Origin of the sequence: Embleya sp. NPDC050154 (assembly GCF_044460165.1) — a bacterium.
Taxonomy (GTDB): domain Bacteria; phylum Actinomycetota; class Actinomycetes; order Streptomycetales; family Streptomycetaceae; genus Embleya.
Map to the genome: position 1 here is coordinate 99,354 of NZ_JBITJP010000025.1, position 18,950 is coordinate 118,303.

Sequence of the window (18,950 nt, forward strand, 5' to 3'; positions counted from 1 at the left end):
CGTCAGCCCTCCAGGACTCCGCGCAGGTCCCACAGGGTGCGCCAGGTGGCCGAGCCGTGTTTCGCGCGGCGGCGCACCGCCGCGTCCCAGTAGGACAGGAGCCGGGCGGCGTCGGCCGGGTCGTCCTTCTTCGCGACGCCGAGCAGGTGTCCCGGGAGCAGGCTCAGCACGTCCCGGTCGCCCGGGAAGTACGCCGCAGCCAGCGCGAGCGAGGAGGCCACCGAGACCGCCTCGGCGGTGCTCAGCACGGTGGACGGGCGTTCGATCTCCCAGCCCTCGGCGGAGCGGCCGGTGCGCAGGTCGCGGAACGCGGTGACCAGTACCTCCAGGACCGTGTCGTCGACGGCGTACGCGGTCCCGGTGCGCTCCACCGCGGCCTTGGCCTGGCGGCGGACCAGCGCGATCTCCGCGTCGTGGTCGCCGATCGGGCCGACCGTCTCGAAGTTGAATCGGCGCTTGAGCGCGGCGGACATCTCCGAGACACCCCGGTCGCGCAGGTTCGCGGTGGCGATCAGGGTGAAGCCCGGCGCGGCGTGTACCTGCGCGTCGGTGCCGCCCGCGAGTTCGGGCACCGCGATCCGGCGCTCGGAGAGCAGCGACACCAGCGCGTCCTGCACCTCGGGCAGGCAGCGGGTGACCTCTTCGATCCGGGCCACCCCGCCGGTGGTCATCGCGGTGAGCACCGGCGAGGGCACCAGGGCGCCCCGGCTGGGGCCCTGCGCGAGCAGCAGCGCGTAGTTCCAGCCGTACTTGAGCTGGTCCTCGGTGGTGCCCGCGGTGCCCTGCACGGTGAGCCCGCTGGTGCCGCACACGGCGGCGGCCAGCAGTTCGGACAACATCGACTTCGCGGTGCCGGGCTCGCCGACCAGGAGCAGGCCGCGTTCGCCGGCGAGGGTGACCACGCAGCGCTCGACGAGGGCGCGTTCGCCGACGAACTTGGCGCCGATGGTCAGGGTGCGCGGCAAACCGTCGACCGGTTCGGGCAGCTTGAGTTCGTCGCCGCTGCCCATCACGAAGGTGACCACGGCGCGCGGGGTCAGCCGCCAGGCCGGCGGGCGCGGGCCGCGGTCGTAGGCGGCCAGGAAGGCGAGTTCGCTCGCGTACAGGTCCTCGGGGGGTTGTATCTGGCGCGCGCTCGCGGCGGATTCGGTTGCGGTTGCGGTTGCCATCAGCGGCGGCCCTTCCGGGTGGTGCGGGTGACGAGTTGTTCGAAGCCTGGCGCATCGCCGTCCTGCACCCGTCGCCAGGCCCGGTGGAACAGTTCGGGCACCGGGCATTCGGGCACGATCGTGGTGTGGGTGGGCGTCGCGTACAGCCCTTCCTTCCAGGTCTCCACGGGCAGTGCGGGGGCCTTGAGCGCGCTCCAGCCGCCGGGCAGGAACAGCGTGCGGCCGGCGCGCGAGCGCTTGGCCTCGACCACCAGGTCGGTGCCCGCGAGTTCGGTGCGGGCCTTCTTCAGGCGCGCGGGCTTCCAGCCGGTCCAGCGGGCGACGTGCCGGTCGGTGGGGTCGGGCAGGGCGAGCAGTTGCAGGTACAGGACCGCCGCGTCCTCGCCGATGCCGTGCGTCTTGGCCACCTCGGCGACCAGGTCGGGTACCGAGTACGCCGGGTCCTGCTGGATGCCGGGCGGGCCGTCGGCGCGCAGCAGTTCCTCGAAGGCCGGGTCCAGGATCCGGCGGAAGGACTTGAGGCCGGCAGAGTCGGCGGCGCCGCGGAGCGCGATCAGCCGGTCGAACCACGGGTCGTCGGCACCGGTGAAGCCGGCGGGTCGGACCTCGGCGAATTCGCTCTCGCCGTACCAGGGCCGGAGCCAGAAGCGGTCCTCGAGCCGGAGTATGCCGTCGGGGTCGCTGCCGCCGGTGGCGGGCAGTCCGACCGCCTCGCGCAGCAGGGCCGCGGTGTTGCCGCGCTCGGCGTACTCGATGTCCAGGTCGAACACCAGTCCCGGGTCGGCCAGTCGGGTGCGCAGCAGGCCGAGCACGTGCGGCAGGTGCGCGCGCAGCGGATCGCCGTAGGGCAGCCGGTAGGCGAGCCAGGCGAGCGCGGTCACGGTGGCCTTCAGGCCGTGGCCGCTGGGCACCGCCTCGCTGTCGGAGGCGCGCAGGCGGCCGTCCTTGTCCACCGTGTGGGTGGAGGTGCCGGTGATCCACTTGCACGATTCCGGGGTGAGCACGCTCTCGAACGATCCGGCGGACAGGCCCCGGACGTCCGCCGCGACGTCCTCGGGCAACCGGAGCACCCGGCCGAACGCGGTGTTCCAGGCGCGGCAGCCGGCCTCGATGTCGTGGCCCGTCGTCCACAGGGTGTGCACGTCCTCCGGGCGTTCGGGGATCAGCGCGCCCAGCACGCCGGCCCGCGCGCTGCCCTCCAGCCGGTCCAGCTGCGAGCGTGCGCTGTCGATCTCGGCCACCTTGAGCCGGAGCAGGGCCCGCTGGTCCTTGTCCAGGTCGCCGGCGGTCAGTCCGGTCAGCAACAGGCTCGCCTCGGCCCGGCCCAGGCCAGTGCCCTCCATCAGAGCGGTGACCGCCTCCGGCCGCCAGGTCAGCGGACCGTGTTCGCGGATCCCGCGCACCACGGCGGCGACCCGCTCCGGGGACATCGGCTCCACGTAGCGGTGTTCCTCGTGGGTGGTGAAGCCGTCGATCGCCGCGAACGTTCCCGAGGGGTCGTGGTCGAGCGCGGTCCAGTGCTCCTTGTCGTTGCCGTAGGTGTACTGGCTGTCCAGGATCACGATGGTGCGGTCGCCGCGGCGGATCACCCGGCCCCGGCGCTTGTTGTCCTTGTTCTTCTTGCGGCTGGGCTCGCACAGGGTGACCGAGCGCAGCGTCCCGGCGGGTGTGCCCAGCGGGCCGGCGGCGAGCGCCTCCAGTGCCACGAGCAGCGACGCGCGGTGCTCCTCGGAGGTGAACGGGGACAGCGCACGGGCGAGCATCGCGGCGCGGTGGTCGAGCAGTTCGTGCCAGGACATGTGCGGATCGGTGAGCCGGTCGGACTCGGTGGTCCACTCGGCCGGGCCGTCGGTGCGGGCCAGCATCGCGGCCACGGCGGTGATGTGGTTCATCGTGGTCCACGCGGCCGGGCTTGTGCCGTAGTGCCGGTATCCGCCGTTGCGCGCGATCCCGGCGAGGGCCGGGTGCAGTTCGGCGTCCTGGCCGTGCGCGGGGCCGGTGGGCACCACGCGGGCCTTGCGCTCCTTGACGGTGACCTTGCCGAAGTCGCGGAGTCTGCGGGCGAGTCGGGAGGTGTCCGCGGCCAGCCCGGCGACGCAGCGCACGAGTCCGGCGTGGCCGATCTCGGGCAGCAGTCGGCGCACCGGCTCGATCCGCACGGCGTCGGGTCGGCTCGGCTTGTTCTTGTCCTCGGACTTCTTGGCGATCGCGTACTCGGCCATCGCCCGCTCGTGGTCCGCGTGCACCTCGGCAACCAGTTCGGCGGCCCGCTCGGGGGTGAGCGCGCGCAGGGCCAGCGAGCCGGCCTCGTCGCGCGGGCGCAGTGCGTGCCAGAACGCCGGCGGCGGGACGATCCGGCTGCCCAGGGCCAGGTCGCCGACGCCGCCCCGTTGGCCGCACTGGCCGAGCAGCACGTCGCCGGCCCACAGCGTCGCCTTACCGCCGCTCTCGACGACCGCCGTCGGGGCCGCGCCGCCGGGCAGGCGCAGCGCGCCGATCGGCACCTCCTGCGGCGTGTTGTCCCAGTGCCGCCGGTTGCGCACGGGCGCGCCGACGGTGCGGCCGTCCACGGAGCCGGCGGTGATCGTGTCCCCGTCGACGCGGACCCAGTGGCCGAGCAGTGTGCCGTCGGTGCCCAGCGGAGTGTTCTCCAGCCCGGGCAGCAGCGGCAGCAGTTCGCATCGGTCGGCCACCAACGCGCCGCCGTCGGCGACCGCGGCGGCGAACGGCGCGGGCAGCGAGACCCGGCCGTGGGTGCCGGTGGCCGGGTCGTACTCGGTCCACTTGCGGTCGCTGCGGTCGAAGTCGAGCGACCAGTGCGTGGTGCCGTCGGTGAGCACGCCCCGGCGCGGCGGCAGCTTGGTGTCGCCCGCGTACAGCGGCCGGCCGCCGGTGGTGCGGCCGCCGTCGGGCAGCGCGAGGGAGAGCATCGAGTTGGCGTCCGAGCCGCCGTTGGGGCTCTCGCCGGTGAGCGGGAAGGTCTCGGTCGGGCGCCCGGACCAGTACGCCTCCCAGTCGTACTCCTTGTTGTACCAGGCGACCAGGAGTTGTCCGTCGACATAGCGGAAGGCGGGGCGCTGCCACGAGATGCGCTCCTTGGGCAGCCGCGGCTCGTGGTCGAGCAGGATGCCCTCGGGGCCGACCACGACCGCGCGCTTGTCGGAGGAGAGCACCAGCGCGGGCCACGCCTCGTCGACCCGGATCTCGCTCTTGCGGCCGAAGAGGTCGATCGCCTCCTCCAGCGCGGGCCAGCCGAGTTCGTCGTAGACGCCGGCGCGCAGCGTGGTGGTCAGCAGGGCGACGGCGTCGAACGCGCGGATCCGGGAGACCAGGTCCGGGGTGACGTCCTCGACCACCTCGCGGAACTCGTTCAGTACCTTGAACTCGTGCTCGACGGTGGGCAGGCCGGCCGCCGAGGTGACCCGGGCGCCCTGCTCGGTCAGCCAGCGGGCGAGCACACCGCGCAGCACCGGGTGCGCGGCGGTGGCCGCGTGGTGGTTGCCCTTGAGGCCGCCGATCGCGGCCTGGAGCAGGGCGGTGTAGCGCTCGTCCGCGGCGACGTGGGCCAGTTCGCTGCGGCCCGGTTCCTGGTCGTTCCACCATTCGCCGAGGTCGATCGAACCCTTGGGGTCCGGGTCGGCCAGCGGTATGCGCTCGGACAGGGCCGTGTCGAGCAGGTCGATGTCCACGCTGGAGCGCCAGCCGTTGCCACTGAACAGGTCGACCGGCACCGCCTCGGCGCGCAGCGCGTCGGCCATCTCGGCGAGCAGCTTCGCGGTGCGCTCGCTGCGCGCGTTGTAGCGCCAGCCGCGCTGCCGGTGCGTGGACCAGCGGGTGACCCATTGGGCCCGGGCGCCGGCGACCAGGTCGCCGCCGACCAGCAGATCCAGGACTCCGGCTTCGGCGAGCAGGTCGAGCCACAGATCGTCGAGTTCGGCGTCCGGGGTCGAGCCGCCGGGGGTGGGCAGGATCTCCAGCAGCCGGACCCGGATCTCCGGCTCGGCGGCGGCCAGCGCCGCGATCGGCTTGCGGTTGACCTTCCAGAAGGACAGCGGCGCGCGGCCGATCGCGGGCGTGGCGAGCAGTTCGCGCAGCAGCGCGTGCTCCTCGGCGGTGTGGTCGCCGCCGGCCGCGCGGATCAACGCGCGGGCGTCCTCGGCCAGGCCCGCGTACGGCGGCATGCCCGCGGTGCAGCGCTCGACCGCGAGTTGGCGGAACTGCGCCCATGCCTCGATCGGACCCAGCCGCGCGGACAGTGCCTTGGCGTGTTCCTTGAGCGCCTTGGCGGTCAGCGCGCCGGCGAAGGCGAACTCCAGGAAGACCGCGCGCAGCCGCTCCTCCTCGATCGGCAGGTTGTGCACCCGCTCGGCCTCGCGGGCCTTGCCGAAGAACGCGGACGCGTAGGTCGTGTTGTCGTGCTTGAGGAAGATCCGCGCGGCCTGCTCGTGGAAGGTGGGCAGGAAGTGCGGTACGGCCCGGCCCAGTCGGGTCGCGAGCTGGTCGAAGCCGTCCTTGGCCGCGCCGGGCTTGGTCTTGGCCTGCCGGTCCAGCCGCTCGATGTCGCGGACCAGGGCCAGCGCGTGGTGGCCGTTCGCCGGGTCGTTGACCAGGGCCCAGGCCGGGAAGCCGAGCGCCTCGCGGCGGACCTGGCCGACCTCGGGCGCGTCCTGTTCGCGGGCCAGGCCCAGGAATCCGAGCGCCAGGTCCTCGGCCTCGCCCAGCGTCGCCGGGACCAGCCGGACGATCGGGCGGTCCTCGAACGCGGGGTGCAGGTAGGTGCGCACCGTGAGCGTGTCGATGTCGTCGCCGGTCAGGGTGCCGGCGGGCAGGATGCCGCCGGCGTCCAGCAGCACGCGGGACGGGTCGGGGGTGGTGCTCATGCCGCTTCCTCCGTGGTCTCGATCGTGCGGCCCGCGTACAGCGCGGCGCCCATGCGCATGCCTTCCGACCAGGCCACCGGCGGAACCCGGTCCAGGGTCAGCGTGCTGCCGCCCTCGGTCCAGGTGACCGAGCCGGTCTCGGTCGATTCGTAGCCGTCGTAGTCGCCCAGCCACATCCGGGCCTCGACCTCGCGGTCGCCGTCCAGCACCGCGCACACGGCCTGGCCGCCGCGCACCTGGTAGCCCAGTTGGGTGGCCCGGCCGATCAGGAAGCGCAACTGGTCGTAGCGCCCGCCGGAGAACTCCTCGATGCCGCTGCGGGTGCCGTCCAGGTCGGCGGGTCGGTGCCACACCTCGCGGTAGAGCTGCTGCACCCGCTGCTCGACGCCCAGTTCGACGGCGAACTCGCGCAGGTCCTCCAAGTCCTCCAGCAGCACCGGGTGCGGGATCCGCACGGTCCGCGCGTCGAGGTAGACGGTGTCGCCGTCGGGGTCGACGATGCCGACGCCGCGCTCGGGGTCCGCGCCGCGCAGAAATCCGGCCACGTCGGCGCCGTCGGCGGTGACCACCAGATCGCGCAGTACCCGCTGCCAGGACGGATCCGGCCACACCCGGGACAACACCGCGACCGGGACCGGGAGCGAGCCGATCATCCAGCGCTCGACCGCGTCCTGGCACGAGCGGTCGTGCCGCTCCAGCCACTCGACGAGCTGTCGCAGGCCCACCACGGCCGGGTCCTCGGCGAGTTTCCCGGGCACCGACTTCAGTTGCCGCCCCTTGGCATTGCGGCACACCACCTTGCCGTCCTGCACGGCGACCTCATAGTCGCCCGCCCGGATCCATCCCACGATCGTTCCCTCCACAGCTCTTCGCGAATGTCGGTGACACCCCGTCAAATGCCAAGCGGCACAAGGCGCTCGGCGCCGGTGACCAGGTTGGCGGGAACGTTAGCCGCCGATTCCGACAGCGCCGTCACCCGCCAGGATGAAACCCCGGGGAAATCCGCCTTCGATGGCCGAATATCGCGCCCGAGAGGCAAACTCGGGGCGGCGCTTGGACTAACTTGCGTGGAATGACAGTGCCCGCCGCACCCCGAGGTCTGCGCAGCCTGATTCCCGGTCCCGGGCCGGAAGGGGATCCCGGCGCCACGGCCGGCGGTACGGCCGCCGGCGCGCCGATCTCGGCCTGCCCGGTGTCGCAGCCGGCCGAACCCGCGCCGGTCGCGGCGCGTACCCGCTCGATGCTGGACGCGCTGGCGCCGGTAGCGGTGCCGCGCGCGGTCGCCGAGGCGTCCGCGGACGTGTTGTGCGCGCTGGCCGCGACCGCGCCCGCGGAACTCGCGCAGGTGGCCCAGGAACTGGCTCTGCGGCTGCGCGCCGCCGCCCATCCGGCGTAACTTCACCGATCGCGACCGCTCGTTCGGCCGTGTCGCCGTATCCGACGGCAGGTTGGCGCGTTGTTCAGGATCCACCCGCCGCGGGTGGGACCTGTACGAACCGAAAGGACCGACACAAGATGTCGCGTATCGCCAAGGCCGCAGTCCTGACCGCCACCGTGGGCGCCGCTCTCGCGGGCGCTGCCGGGCCCGCCATGGCCGGCTCCGAGGCGGACGGCGCGGCCGTGGGCTCGCCCGGCGTGCTCTCCGGCAACAACATCCAGGTTCCGGTTCACGTCCCGGTCAACTTGTGCGGCAACACCGTGAACATCATCGCGGCGCTCAACCCCACCATCGGCAACACCTGCATCAACGGCGGCTGACGTCGACATCGGCTGACGAACACTTCGGCCCCGCTCGGTGCGTTCTTCCACGCATCGAGCGGGGCCGCGTCGTGTGCCGCGACGACCGGCGGGGCGGATCGGAACCGGCGCCCGGCGGCCGGCCGGGGCTCCCCGGCTTCGGACCGGCCTTCATCGGTTCGTCGGTTCATCGGGTCGTCGGTTCGAACCGGGGTTCGGTGCGGCGCGGCGCCGGGGTAGGCATCCGCGCATGACGACCTACGCCCTGCACCACGTACAGCTCGCCATCCCGGCCGGCAGCGAGGACGCGTGCCGTGCCTTCTACCTCGGCGTCCTGGGCATGACCGAGGTGGCCAAGCCGCCGGTGTTGGCCGCGCGCGGCGGCCTGTGGGTGCGGGCCGGCACGCTGGAGATCCACCTCGGTGTCGAGGCCGACTTCCGACCCGCGCGCAAGGCGCATCCCGGCATCCTGGTCACCGACCTGGACGACGTGATGGCCAGACTCACCGCGAACGGCACCGAGGTCGTCCCGGACGGCGAGTTCCCCGGCCACCGCAGGTGCTACGCACAGGACGCGGTGGGCAACCGGCTGGAATTCCTCCAGCCGCTGTGACCGACCGCGCGGCCCGAGATCACGGGCGGCGGGCCACCACGTCGATCTCGACCAGGATGTTCATCAGGTCCGAGCCGACCGTCGTGCGCACCGGGTACGGCGCGGTGAAGTACTCGCGGTAGACCTCGTCGTATCCGGCGAAGTCGCGCTTGAGGTGCTCCAGGTGGGTGGTCACCTTGACCACGTGGCTGAAGTCGAGGCCGGCCTCGGCCAGCACGGCCTTGAGGTTGTCCAGCACCTGGCGGGTCTGGGTGGCCACGTCGTCGCCCACGGTCGCGCCGGTGGCCGGGTCGATCGGGCCCATGCCCGCGGTGTAGACGAAGTCGCCGGCGTCGATGCCCTGCGAGTACGTGCCGCCCGGCTTGGGCGCGGCGTCGGTGCGGATTTCCTTGTGTGCCATGGGAGTTCGCTTCCTTGATCGCATTGTTCGTGCTTGTGGACAGTAGGTGAGCGGGCGGCTCAGCGGACGACCGCGTCGTCCTGGTGCAGCAGCCGCAGTTCGTCCCGGCGGGGCAGGCCCTCCCAGTCGCCGGGCACGGTGACCGCGAACGCGCCGGCCGCGGCGGCGGTGGCCACTCGGGCGGCGACCGAGCCGCCCTCGACCAGTTCGGCGAGATAACCGGCGGCGAACGCGTCGCCCGCGCCCACCGGGTCGACCGCGTCGACCCGGTGCAGCGGCACCTCGTGCGGCCGGCCGTCGACGAGCGCGACGGCGCCGCGCGAGCCCTGCTTGAGCAGCACCTGGGTGGGGCCCAGCGCACCGAGTTCGCGCGCGAGGTCGAGCACCGGGGTGTGCTCCGGCGCCTTGAGCACCAGGCGGGCCTCGTCCTCGGTGGCGAACACGATGTCCGCGCCGGCGGCCAGCGCGCGCAGTTCGGTCGCCGCGTCCTCGGCCGACCACAGCGCCTTGCGGTAGTTCAGGTCGAGCGAGACCGGGACGCCGGCCGCGTTCGCCTCGGCCACGGCCGCGCGGACCGCCGCGCGCGCGGTCGTGGACAGCGCGGGGGTGATGCCGGTGACGTGCAGGATCCTCGCCGAGCGCACCAGCGCGGGATCCACGTCCTGCGGGCACAACCGCGAACCGGCGCTGCCCGCACGGTAGTAGCGCACGTCGGTGGCCGCGCTGGTGCGCCGCGCCTTGACCATCAATCCGGTGGGCGCGTCCGGGTCGACCACCGCGCCGCGGGTGTCCAGCCCCTCGCCGCCGAGCACGGTCAGCACCAACCGACCGAACTCGTCGTCGCCCACCCGACCGATCCAGGCGGCCCGCCGGCCCAGTCGGGTGATCCCGATGGCCAGGTTGCTCTCCGCCCCGCCGGTGGCGACGTCGAGTGTGCGAGCGTGCCGCAGCGGGCCGATGTGCGGCGCGGTGAGCAGCACCATGGTCTCGCCGAGCGTGACCACGTCCGGGGCTTCCCGGGGTTCGGCGGTCATGATGTCCTCTCGCGTGATTCGCGTCATCGGTGGCATCGGATTCGGGGTCGGGTTCCGAGCCGGCGTCGCGCTCGGGTTCGGAGTCGGGTCGGGTTTCGGATTCGGGACGGCTCGGCCGCGGATCGAGGGTCGGGTGGCCGGCGCGGCGAGCCGAGCGGTGGGCTCAGAAGTGGGTGTTCAGCACGTCCACGACACGATGGTCGTCGTCCACCACCGGCACCGCGCGCCACTTGTCGAACGCCGTACAGGGGTGCGAGATACCCAGGCAGACCAGCTCGCCCGGGGCCATCGTGGTCCCGCCGAGGTCGACGTACGCGTGCTGGTCGTCCAGCTTGACCACGCGCGCCTCCCCCGCTTCGCGCATCGTCCCGTCCAGCGCGCGCACCCGCAGCGGAGTCGGCAGGTCCTGGTCGAACGGCACGTCCCGGCGGCCCGCGCCGAGCACGGCCAGACCCGGTTCGGGCGCGGAGAGCACCTGTGCCCACACCTCCAGGGCGGCCGCGAGCGAGCCCTCCTCGGGGTGCCTGGCGAACGGCGTCACGCGCGTGTAGAAGCCGTCGTCGTGCGAGACGTAGGCGCCGCTGCGCAGGATGATCGTGCGGTCCGGCAGCGGCTTGCCGTCCGGCGCGAGCACGTCCACGACCGCGTCGAACCAGGCGCTGCCCCCCGCCGAGACGATCGGCGTCCCGGGCACCAGGTCGGCGATCGCGTCGGCCAGCCCGACCAGTTCGCGCATCCAGTCCGACACCGCCGCGGCGTCCGGCAGGCCGCCCTCGTAGCCGGCCACGCCCGCCACGGTCAGCCCCGGCACCTCGGCCGCGGCCCGGGCCAGTTCGACGCCCTCGGCGATGTCGCGGCAGCCGGCCCGCCCGCCCGGGCGGCCCAGCTCGACCAGCACCGACAACTTCCCGCCGGGCACCGCCGCCAGCGCCCGCGCGGCGACCTCGACGCCGGCCCGGGAGTCCACGTAGAACAACAGGTCCGGCCGGGTGGCGGCCCAGCGCAGCACCTTCTCGTCCAGCACCTCGTTGGCGATCAGGATCCGGGGCACCCGGAACCGGTGCGCGGCCAGCGCCTGGTTCGCGGTCGCCACGCTGATCCCCCAGGCACCGGCTGCCAGTTGCTCGGCGAACAGCTCGGGCGACATGGTGGTCTTGCCGTGCGGCGCGAACAACACGCCGTGCCGCGCGGTGTACTCGCTCATCGTGGCCACGTTCGCGATCAGCGCGGACTTGCGCGCGACCATCACCGGCCACGTGAACGGCCCGTCGAACAGGCTGTGTTCGGCGGCACCGAGTTCGTCGTCGGTGAGTTCCTCATACGGCAGCCAGGTGCCCTTGGTGTATGAGTCGAGGGTCATCGGGTCGCTCCCAGGGTGCGCGATACACGGAGGGCCGCCCCCGCGACGGCGGGTCCCAGCTCGCGGACCCGCGCGGCGGTGACGCGGGACGTGAGACCGGAGACCGACAGCGCTCCGACCACGACGTCGTTGTGATCGAAGATAGGCGCTGCGACGCAGCGCACCTCGGGCTCGTTCTCCCGATCGTCCACCGAGTAGCCCCGGTTGCGGATCCGGGCCAGTTCGGTACGCAGCAGCACCGGGTCGGTGAGGGTGCGGGCGGTGACGGTGGGCAGGCCAGCGTCGACCACCTGCGCGAACACGTCCTCGGGCAGCCAGGCGAGCATCGCCTTGCCCACGGCCGTGCAGTACATCGGCGCGCGGCTGCCGATCCGCGACGCCATCCGCACGGCGGTCTCGTTCTCGACCTTGTCGATGTAGACGATGTGCGGCGCGTCCGGAACGCACAGGTGCACGGTGCCGCCCGCCTCGCGCATCAGCCGGTGCGCCTCCTCGGCGGCGGCGGTGCGCAGGTCGATGCCGGCCAGGTACGCCTGGCCGAGCGCGAGCGCGCCGGGGCCGAGCCGGAAGTGGCCGTGCCGGCGGTCCCGGGCGAGCAGCCCGGTGTCCAGGAGCGGCTGGGCCAGGCGCAGCACGGTGCTCTTGGACAGGCCGAGCGTGTCGGCGAGTTCGGTCAGGTTCAGGCCCTCGGCGCCCGCGTGGTCGCGGACCTCCTCCAGGACGGCGAGTGCGCGGCGCAGCGACGCGGACTGGTTGCGCGCCGCCGGCGGGCGGTCCTCGCCGCGCGGTCCGCCGCGGGGCTCGCTCGGCGACTCGTGGGCGCCGCGCTCGTGCTCGTGAGTGCTCACTGGCATGTCCTCAGGACGGTCCGACCGGGCGCCCGGGCGTGTTGCCCGTCAGGGCTCCGGACGAGAGTACGGGGACACCGGCCACCAGGACGTCGTCGATGCCGGCGGCGGGTCGGCGGGCGTCGCCGTAGTCGGCGAGGTCGGCCACCCGGGTCGGGTCGATCACCGCGATGTCGGCGGCCAGGCCGACCCGGAGCAGGCCCCGGTCGGTCAGCCCGAAGCGGCGGGCCGGGTGCGACGCGAGGTGCACGGCGGCCTGTTCCCAGGTCCAGTCGCCCAGTTCGACCACGTGTCGGGCGAGCAGTCGGGCGAACGCGCCCCAGCCGCGCGGGTGCGGGCTGCCGCCGATGTAGATGCCGTCGGAGCCGCCGATGTGTGCGGGGTGGCGCAGCAGCGCGCGGACCGATTCGTCGCTGTTGGTCGGCGGCTGGTCGAACACGGCGCTCGCCACCAGGTCGGTGGCGATCAGCAGGTCGGCGCAGAATTCCGCGGGACTCGCGCCGGCCTCGGCGGCGGCGTCCACGAGGCGGCGGCCCTCGGCCCAGCGGAAGTCGGCGGCGGGCACGTGCGCGAGGGTGATCCGGGGCCACAGGGCCGGGTCCACCTCGTCGGCCAGGAGGCGTCGGGTGGCCGGTCGGGCCAGTGCGTCCACCACCCGGTCGGGATCGGGATCGTCCAGCGCGCGGGGCAGCGCGACCATCGCCAGGATGCTGCAGCCGCGCAGGTAGGGGTACGCGTCGTAGGTGAGGTCCAGGCCCTCGGACCGGGCCGCGTCCACCATCGCGATCAGTTCCTCGGCCGGGCCGTGGTAGTGCGAGACGTGGGTGGCCACGCCCGCCGCGCGGGCCACGTCGAGCATCTCGCGCATGGCCGGTCCCGCGGCGCCCTCGTAGCCGCGCATGTGCGAGACGTGCGGCAGGCCGCGGGCCGCGACGGGGGCGAGCAGGGCGGCCAGCTCGGCGGTGTCCGCGTAGCGGCCGGGCACGTATTCCAAGCCGGTGGACAGGCCGCACGCGCCCTCGTCCAGGCCCTGTTCGACGGCCTTGGTCATCGCGGCCAGCTCGGCGGCGTCCGCGGGGCGCGCGGTGGGGCCGAGCGCGCTGTAGCGGACGGTGCCGTGCGGCACGAGGTAGGCGGTGTTGACCGCGGTGCTGCGGTCGTAGGTGTCGAGCAGGTCGGCGACCGAGACCGGACCTTCGCCCAGGCCGGGGTGGGTGCCGTTGATCGCCGCGAAGTAGCGGGTCGCGTAGGCCAGCGCGGCGGGGGTGGCGGGGGCGTAGGACAGGCCGTCCTGGCCGAGCACGAAGGTGGTCACGCCCTGGCGCAGCGCGGCGAGCTGGACGTCGGGGTCGAGCACGGCGGCGTCGCCGTGCACGTGGGCGTCGACGAAGCCGGGCGCCACGTACCGGCCGCTCGCGTCGAGCTCGGTCGCGGCCCGGGCGCCGTCCAGGCGGCCGATCGCGGCGATCCGGTCGCCGGTGATCGCGACGTCGGCCCGGAAGGCGGGTGCGCCGGTGCCGTCGAGCACTTGCCCGCCGCGCAGCAGTACGTCGTACATGCGAGCCCTCCCTGCCCTTCGTGGTCCCTCGCGTCCGAGCCGGTCGGAACGGGCGGTGTCCTGCGGATGGCCGACGGATCGACCGAGCAGGGACGTTACGTGTCCGTGAGCGCTCGGTGCCACTTTCGCAGCACACCATTTTGCAGTGCACAACGTTCGGCGGGACGCCTTGTCGGAACGCGGCGCCGCTTTCTAACGTCCCGCTCACGCCGCACCGGATGTTTCCCCCCTTGCGGCCCGTTCGTGTCGATTGATGCAGACGTCCAGACGTACAGGCCGACCCTCGGGTCGCGGCATCCCCGCGATCGCTCCGGCCTGCCTCGCCGCAGGAGGAATTGTCGTGAAGATCCGGAGTTTGGCCGCCGTCGCAGTGGCCGGCATCGCGCTGGCGGCGTGCGCGCCGGGCACGGCGTCCAAGTCGAAGTCCGCCGACGAACAGACCGGCACGCTCAAGGTGTGGCTGTACGACGAGGCGAACCGCGGGCCCAAGGAGAAGGTCGTCAACGCGGCCGTCGCCGAGTTCAAGGCCGCGCACCCGAAGGTGAACGTCGAGCTCGGCTACATACCCACCGACGCCGGCCCGCGCGCGGAGAAGATGAAGGGCGCGTTCAACGATCCGAACAGCGCGCCGGACGTGGTCGAGTTCGGCAACACCGACCTGTTCGGCTACGTCCAGGCCGGCGGTCTCGCGGACATCTCCGCCGACCTGGGCAACTGGTCCGAGGCGGGCGACCTGCCCAAGGACCTCAAGGACACCACGCTGGTCGACGGCAAGACCTACGGCCTGCCGTGGTGGCTGGGCCTGCGCTCGCTGTACTACCGCACGGACGTGTTCACCGAGCTCGGCCTGAAGCCGCCGACCTCGTACGCCGAGCTGGTCGACGCCGCGAAGAAGGTGCGCGCGGCCAAGCCGGACATGTTCGGCATCGCGGTCGGCGGCAAGTACACCTTCGGCGGTCTGCCCTTCCTGTGGGCCAACGGCGGCGATATCGCCACCCAGCAGGGCGGCAAGTACGCGGCCTCGATCGACTCGCCGCAGTCGCAGGCGGGCGTCAAGGCGTACACCGACCTGTTCTCCAAGGACATCTGTCCGCCCCAGCAGTGCGCCGACCTGACCGGCGGCAAGACCGTGGAGGCCTTCGCGGCCGGCACCGCGGGCATGGCGATCCTGCCCAACTCCTCGCGCAGCGCGGTCGAGGCGGGCGTGGCCAAGGGCAAGTACGCGGTGGTCCCGCTGCCGGGCAACGCCCCGGGCTCGATCGCGCCGGCCTTCTCCGGCGGCAACGACCTCGGCGTGATGAAGTCCTCGCAGCACCGCTCACTCGCGGTCGACTTCATGAAGATCCTGGGCGGCAAGAAGTACCAGCTCCAGATGTTCGACGCGATGGGCAACCTGCCCACACTCGCCTCGGCGCGTGGCGACGTGGTGGCCAAGGACCCGTGGCTCAAGCCGTTCATCGACACCCTGAACGCGGGCACCAAGTTCGTGCCCAAGGACGCCGCGTGGGCCAAGATCGACTCGCAGTCCGTGGTGCCGACCATGTTCCAGAAGGTGGTCACCGGCAAGTCCGACGTCCCGGGGGCGACGGGCGAGGCCAAGACCGCGATCGACAACGCGTTCGCCGGGAAGTAGCACGGTGACCACGACCACCACGCCCGCGCGGGCGGACCGGCCGGCCTCGGCCCCGGTCCGCCCGCGCGGCGGCGCGAAGAAGACGAGGCCCGGGCGGCGCCGCTCGTGGATGCCGCTGTGGCTGTTGCTGCCCTCCGCGGTCGTCCTGATCCCGCTGTTCGGCTACCCGCTCTACCAGCTCGGCCTGCTCTCCTTCCTGAAGTTCGGGCAGCCGCAGGCCTCGGCGGGCGAGGTCGCGGAGTTCGTCGGCTTCGACAACTACTCGACCCTGCTGGGCGACGACCAGTTCTGGGACGTGCTGACCCAGACCGTGATCTTCGCGGCGGCCTGTGTGGTGGCCACCCTCGCGGTCGGCGCGGCGCTCGCGGTGCTGTTGACCCGGATCGGCAAATGGCCGCGGCTGCTGCTGATGTTCGCCGCGCTCGGCGCGTGGGCGGCCCCGGCGATGACCGGCTCGACGGTGTGGATGTTCCTGTTCGACACCAACCTGGGCCTGGTCAACGAGGTCCTGGGCATGCAGGGCCACAACTGGTTCTACGACAAGTGGTCCGCGTTCGCGCTGGTCGGCGTCGTGGTGGTGTGGCACTCGTTCCCGTTCGTGATGATCTCGCTGTACGCGGGCATCGAGTCGATCCCGGTCTCGGTCCTGGAGGCGGCCCGGCTGGACGGCGCGTCCACCTGGACCACCTTCCGGCACGTGATGTTGCCGATCCTGCGGCCGATCCTGACCATCGTGGTGATCCAGTCGATCATCTGGGACTTCAAGGTCTTCACCCAGATCTACGTGATGACCGGGGGCGGCGGCATCGCCGGCCAGAACCTGGTGCTCAACGTGTACGCGTACCAGAAGGCGTTCGCGTCCTCGGACTACAGCCTGGGCGCGGCGATCGGCGTGCTGATGACGCTGATCCTGCTCGTCGTCACGGTCTTCTACATCCGCGCGCTGCGTCGCTCCGGGGAGGAGCTGTGAGCACTGTGTCCACTTCTTCGGGCTCCGCGGTTCCCGGGTCGGGCGCCGCCGCCGTTCGCCCCGACCGGCCGCGTCGCCCCGTCGGGCCGCGTCGCTCCAAGGGGAACCGGAAGGTGTCCCGGCGGATCGCCAACACGACCGCGATCGTCGTCGCGCTGCTGACGGTGTTCCCGCTCTACTGGATGGTGCTCTCCGCGATCAAGCCGGACGGCGAGATCAACTCGGTGAACCCGCGGCCGTGGACGTGGCATCCGACGCTGGACAACTTCCGCGACGCGTTCGGGGTCAGCGGCTTCGGCGGCTATTTCCTCAACAGCCTGATCGTGGCGACCGTGGTGGTCGTACTCTCCGGACTGGTGTCGTTCCTGGCGGCGGTGGCGCTGACCCGGTTCAACTTCAAGTTCCGCACGACGATCCTGGTGATGTTCCTGGTCGCCCAGATGGTGCCGGTCGAGGCGCTGACCATCCCGCTGTTCTTCCTGGTCCGCGACATCGGCACGGTGGCCCCCGGATTCGGGCTCAGCACGCTGGGCTCGCTGATGCTGGTCAACCTGGCCTTCTCGCTGCCGTTCGCGATCTGGATGTTGCGCGGCTTCGTCAAGGCGATCCCCGAATCGCTGGAGGAGGCCGCCCGGATCGACGGCGCGAACCGGTTCACCATCCTGTGGCGGATCCTGTTCCCGCTGGTCGCGCCCGGGCTCGCGGCCACGTCGGTGTTCTCGTTCATCACCGCGTGGAACGACTTCGTGTTCGCGAAGACCTTCATCCTGGACACCGACCACCAGACGCTGCCGGCGGCGCTGATGGTGTTCTTCAAGCCGGACGAGAACGACTGGGGCGGCATCATGGCCGCCTCCACCCTGATGACCATTCCGGTCCTGATCTTCTTCGTGCTGGTCCAGCGGCACCTGGTCTCGGGGCTCGGCGGAGCGGTGAAGGACTGATTCCTCCATGACCACCTCCTCGTCCTCCTCGACCGGCGCCTCCTCCTCGCCGTCGCCGGCGACGTCCGTGCTGCCGCGGCCGGCTCGGGTCGTCCCGGGCGCGGGCACGTTCACCCCCACCGCGACCACGGGTGTGACCCATCCGCCGGAACTGGCGGCCGAGGCGGCGTGGTTGCGCGGCGCGCTCGGCCCGGCGACCGGATGCCTCCTGGGGTCCGGTCCGGGCATCACGCTGCTGCTCGACCCGGACGCGCTGCCGGCCGAGGGGTACCGGTTGGAGGTCACCGCGACGGCCGTCGAGCTGCGCGGCGGTTCGGCGGCCGGGGTGTTCGCGGGTCTGCAGACGCTGCGCCAACTGCTCCCGGCGGACGCGTTCCGGCGCGCGCGAGTGGGCACGGCCGGGTGGTCGCTGCCGGTGTGCGTGATCGAGGACGAGCCGGCCTTCGCCTGGCGCGGGGTGATGCTGGACGTGGCCCGGCACTTTCTGCCCAAGCAGGACGTGTTGCGCTTCGTGGATCTGATGGCTGTGCACCGGTTGAACGTGCTGCACCTGCATCTGACCGACGACCAGGGCTGGCGGATCGAGGTGCCGGGGTGGCCGCGGCTGACCTCGGTGGGCGCGTGGCGCACGGGCAGCATGCGGGGATCGCGGCAGCACGAGATGTTCGACGAACGTCCGCACGGCGGCTACTACACCGGTGCGGACCTGCGCGAGATCGTCGCGTACGCGGCCGATCGGCACATCACCGTGGTGCCCGAGATCGACCTGCCGGCGCACGTACAGGCGGCGGTGGCGGCCTATCCGTCGCTCGGCGCGGTGCCGGTGGAGGGGGTGCGCACCCGGTGGGGCGGGTTGTCCGACGGGGTGCTCGCGCCGACCGAGGAGGCGCTGGGGTTCTGTCGCGACGTGCTGGCCGAGGTGTGCGCGATCTTCCCGTCCCGGTACGTGTGCGTGGGCGGCGACGAGGTGCCGACCGGGCCGTGGGAGCGGATGGGGCACCCCGATCCGGGGTCGCTCGGCGGCTGGTTCGTGGCCGAGCTGGCCAGGATGCTGGCCGCGCGGGGGCGGCGGCTGTTCGGCTGGGACGAGGTCCTGGCGGGCGGCGCGGCGGTGCCGGCGGACGCGCTGATCGGCGGCTGGCGCGGCGAGCACGGCACGATCGCGGCGGCGCGGGCCGGCTTCGAGGTGGTGGCGTGCCCGGACACCTCGGTGTACTTCGACTACCGGCAGAGCGAGGGCGCGGACGAGCCGATTCCGGTCGGGCCGTTGTTGACGTTGGCGGACGTGTACGCCTTCCGGCCGGTGCCCTCGGCGCTGACGGCCGAGGAGGGCGCGCGAGTGCTGGGCGGGCAGGCGCAGATCTGGACCGAGCACATGGACTCGGTCCGGCGGATCGACTACATGGCGTTCCCGAGGTTGTGCGCGTTCGCCGAGGCGGTGTGGTCGGGGCCCGGCGACTTCGCCGAGTTCACGGAGCGGTTGACGTCGGCGCACCTGGCTCGGCTGGACGCGCTGGGGGTGGAGTACCGGCCCTTGGCCGGACCGCATCCGTGGCAGACCCGGCCGGACGCGATCGGGTGGCCTCGGGAGCGGGCGGATCGTGAGGCGGAGTTGTTGGAGTTGACGAGGGACATTCGGCGGGGGGTTTGAGGCGGGACTGGGCGGGGGTTGAGGCGGGGCTGGGGCGGGGGTTGAGGCGGGGCTGGGGCGGGGGTTGAGGCGGGGCTGGGGCGGGCGGGGCTGGATCGAGTCATTCGAGCCGAGACATCTGACGCTGCGTCAGCTACGGTCGGGCGGTCGGGC

General features: G+C 72.6%; 15 protein-coding genes. 7 read left to right on the top strand and 8 right to left on the bottom strand.

Annotated elements, in window-relative coordinates:
* Positions 1 to 2 precede the first annotated feature (2 nt).
* Genes ACIBSV_RS39000 through ACIBSV_RS39010 form a run of 3 tightly spaced genes read right to left on the bottom strand, consistent with a single transcriptional unit; the run spans position 3 to position 6,897 of the window.
* The gene (locus tag ACIBSV_RS39000; protein WP_395871718.1) at positions 3 to 1,169 is read right to left on the bottom strand and encodes an AAA family ATPase; all 1,167 of its coding nucleotides are present in this window, start codon (positions 1,167 to 1,169) and stop codon (positions 3 to 5) included.
* Positions 1,169 to 6,049 carry a hypothetical protein gene (locus ACIBSV_RS39005; RefSeq protein ID WP_395871720.1) on the bottom strand — a complete coding sequence of 1,627 codons (4,881 nt, stop codon included), beginning with the start codon at positions 6,047 to 6,049 and terminating at the stop codon, positions 1,169 to 1,171. The genes ACIBSV_RS39000 and ACIBSV_RS39005 overlap by 1 nt, the downstream gene beginning before the upstream one ends.
* Positions 6,046 to 6,897 carry a DUF4132 domain-containing protein gene (locus tag ACIBSV_RS39010; protein ID WP_395871722.1) on the bottom strand — a complete coding sequence of 284 codons (852 nt, stop codon included), beginning with the start codon at positions 6,895 to 6,897 and terminating at the stop codon, positions 6,046 to 6,048. The genes ACIBSV_RS39005 and ACIBSV_RS39010 overlap by 4 nt, the downstream gene beginning before the upstream one ends.
* A gap of 224 nt (positions 6,898 to 7,121) precedes the next feature.
* Here ACIBSV_RS39010 and ACIBSV_RS39015 point away from each other — a divergent pair, with 224 nt between their 5' ends.
* The 3 genes from ACIBSV_RS39015 to ACIBSV_RS39025 all read left to right on the top strand — a co-directional run bounded on the left by ACIBSV_RS39015 (position 7,122) and on the right by ACIBSV_RS39025 (position 8,399).
* Positions 7,122 to 7,445 carry a hypothetical protein gene (locus ACIBSV_RS39015; RefSeq protein ID WP_395871724.1) on the top strand — a complete coding sequence of 108 codons (324 nt, stop codon included), beginning with the start codon at positions 7,122 to 7,124 and terminating at the stop codon, positions 7,443 to 7,445.
* 119 nt (positions 7,446 to 7,564) lie between these two features.
* Entirely contained in the window at positions 7,565 to 7,807 is a 243-nt protein-coding gene (locus ACIBSV_RS39020; RefSeq protein ID WP_395871726.1) for a chaplin, read from the top strand.
* 229 nt (positions 7,808 to 8,036) lie between these two features.
* On the top strand, positions 8,037 to 8,399 hold the full coding sequence (locus ACIBSV_RS39025) for a VOC family protein (RefSeq protein WP_395871729.1): 363 nt from the start codon (positions 8,037 to 8,039) through the stop codon (positions 8,397 to 8,399).
* A 19-nt stretch (positions 8,400 to 8,418) separates the two neighbouring features.
* Here the strand turns inward: ACIBSV_RS39025 and ACIBSV_RS39030 are convergent, their stop codons facing one another.
* The 5 genes from ACIBSV_RS39030 to ACIBSV_RS39050 all read right to left on the bottom strand — a co-directional run bounded on the left by ACIBSV_RS39030 (position 8,419) and on the right by ACIBSV_RS39050 (position 13,599).
* Entirely contained in the window at positions 8,419 to 8,799 is a 381-nt protein-coding gene (locus ACIBSV_RS39030; RefSeq protein ID WP_020549267.1) for a RidA family protein, read from the bottom strand.
* A gap of 59 nt (positions 8,800 to 8,858) precedes the next feature.
* Positions 8,859 to 9,860: a sugar kinase gene (locus tag ACIBSV_RS39035; protein WP_395871731.1), complete on the bottom strand. Its 1,002-nt coding sequence runs from the start codon at positions 9,858 to 9,860 to the stop codon at positions 8,859 to 8,861.
* Between the two features lie 136 nt (positions 9,861 to 9,996).
* Positions 9,997 to 11,193, bottom strand: a complete 1,197-nt coding sequence (locus ACIBSV_RS39040; RefSeq protein ID WP_395871733.1) for an alanine racemase — start codon at positions 11,191 to 11,193, stop codon at positions 9,997 to 9,999.
* Positions 11,190 to 12,041 carry an IclR family transcriptional regulator gene (locus tag ACIBSV_RS39045; RefSeq protein WP_395871735.1) on the bottom strand — a complete coding sequence of 284 codons (852 nt, stop codon included), beginning with the start codon at positions 12,039 to 12,041 and terminating at the stop codon, positions 11,190 to 11,192. The genes ACIBSV_RS39040 and ACIBSV_RS39045 overlap by 4 nt, the downstream gene beginning before the upstream one ends.
* A 10-nt stretch (positions 12,042 to 12,051) precedes the next feature.
* The gene (locus ACIBSV_RS39050; protein ID WP_395871737.1) at positions 12,052 to 13,599 is read right to left on the bottom strand and encodes an amidohydrolase family protein; all 1,548 of its coding nucleotides are present in this window, start codon (positions 13,597 to 13,599) and stop codon (positions 12,052 to 12,054) included.
* 340 nt (positions 13,600 to 13,939) lie between these two features.
* Here ACIBSV_RS39050 and ACIBSV_RS39055 point away from each other — a divergent pair, with 340 nt between their 5' ends.
* The 4 genes from ACIBSV_RS39055 (at position 13,940) to ACIBSV_RS39070 (ending at position 18,797) form a co-directional block, all read left to right on the top strand.
* Positions 13,940 to 15,232, top strand: a complete 1,293-nt coding sequence (locus ACIBSV_RS39055; protein WP_395871739.1) for an extracellular solute-binding protein — start codon at positions 13,940 to 13,942, stop codon at positions 15,230 to 15,232.
* A 4-nt stretch (positions 15,233 to 15,236) separates the two neighbouring features.
* On the top strand, positions 15,237 to 16,202 hold the full coding sequence (locus ACIBSV_RS39060) for a carbohydrate ABC transporter permease (RefSeq protein WP_395871741.1): 966 nt from the start codon (positions 15,237 to 15,239) through the stop codon (positions 16,200 to 16,202).
* A 113-nt stretch (positions 16,203 to 16,315) separates the two neighbouring features.
* Positions 16,316 to 17,146 carry a carbohydrate ABC transporter permease gene (locus tag ACIBSV_RS39065; RefSeq protein ID WP_395871743.1) on the top strand — a complete coding sequence of 277 codons (831 nt, stop codon included), beginning with the start codon at positions 16,316 to 16,318 and terminating at the stop codon, positions 17,144 to 17,146.
* Between the two features lie 7 nt (positions 17,147 to 17,153).
* Complete coding sequence (locus tag ACIBSV_RS39070; RefSeq protein ID WP_395871745.1) at positions 17,154 to 18,797, top strand: beta-N-acetylhexosaminidase; 1,644 nt, start codon at positions 17,154 to 17,156, stop codon at positions 18,795 to 18,797.
* The last annotated feature ends 153 nt before the right edge of the window (positions 18,798 to 18,950 follow it).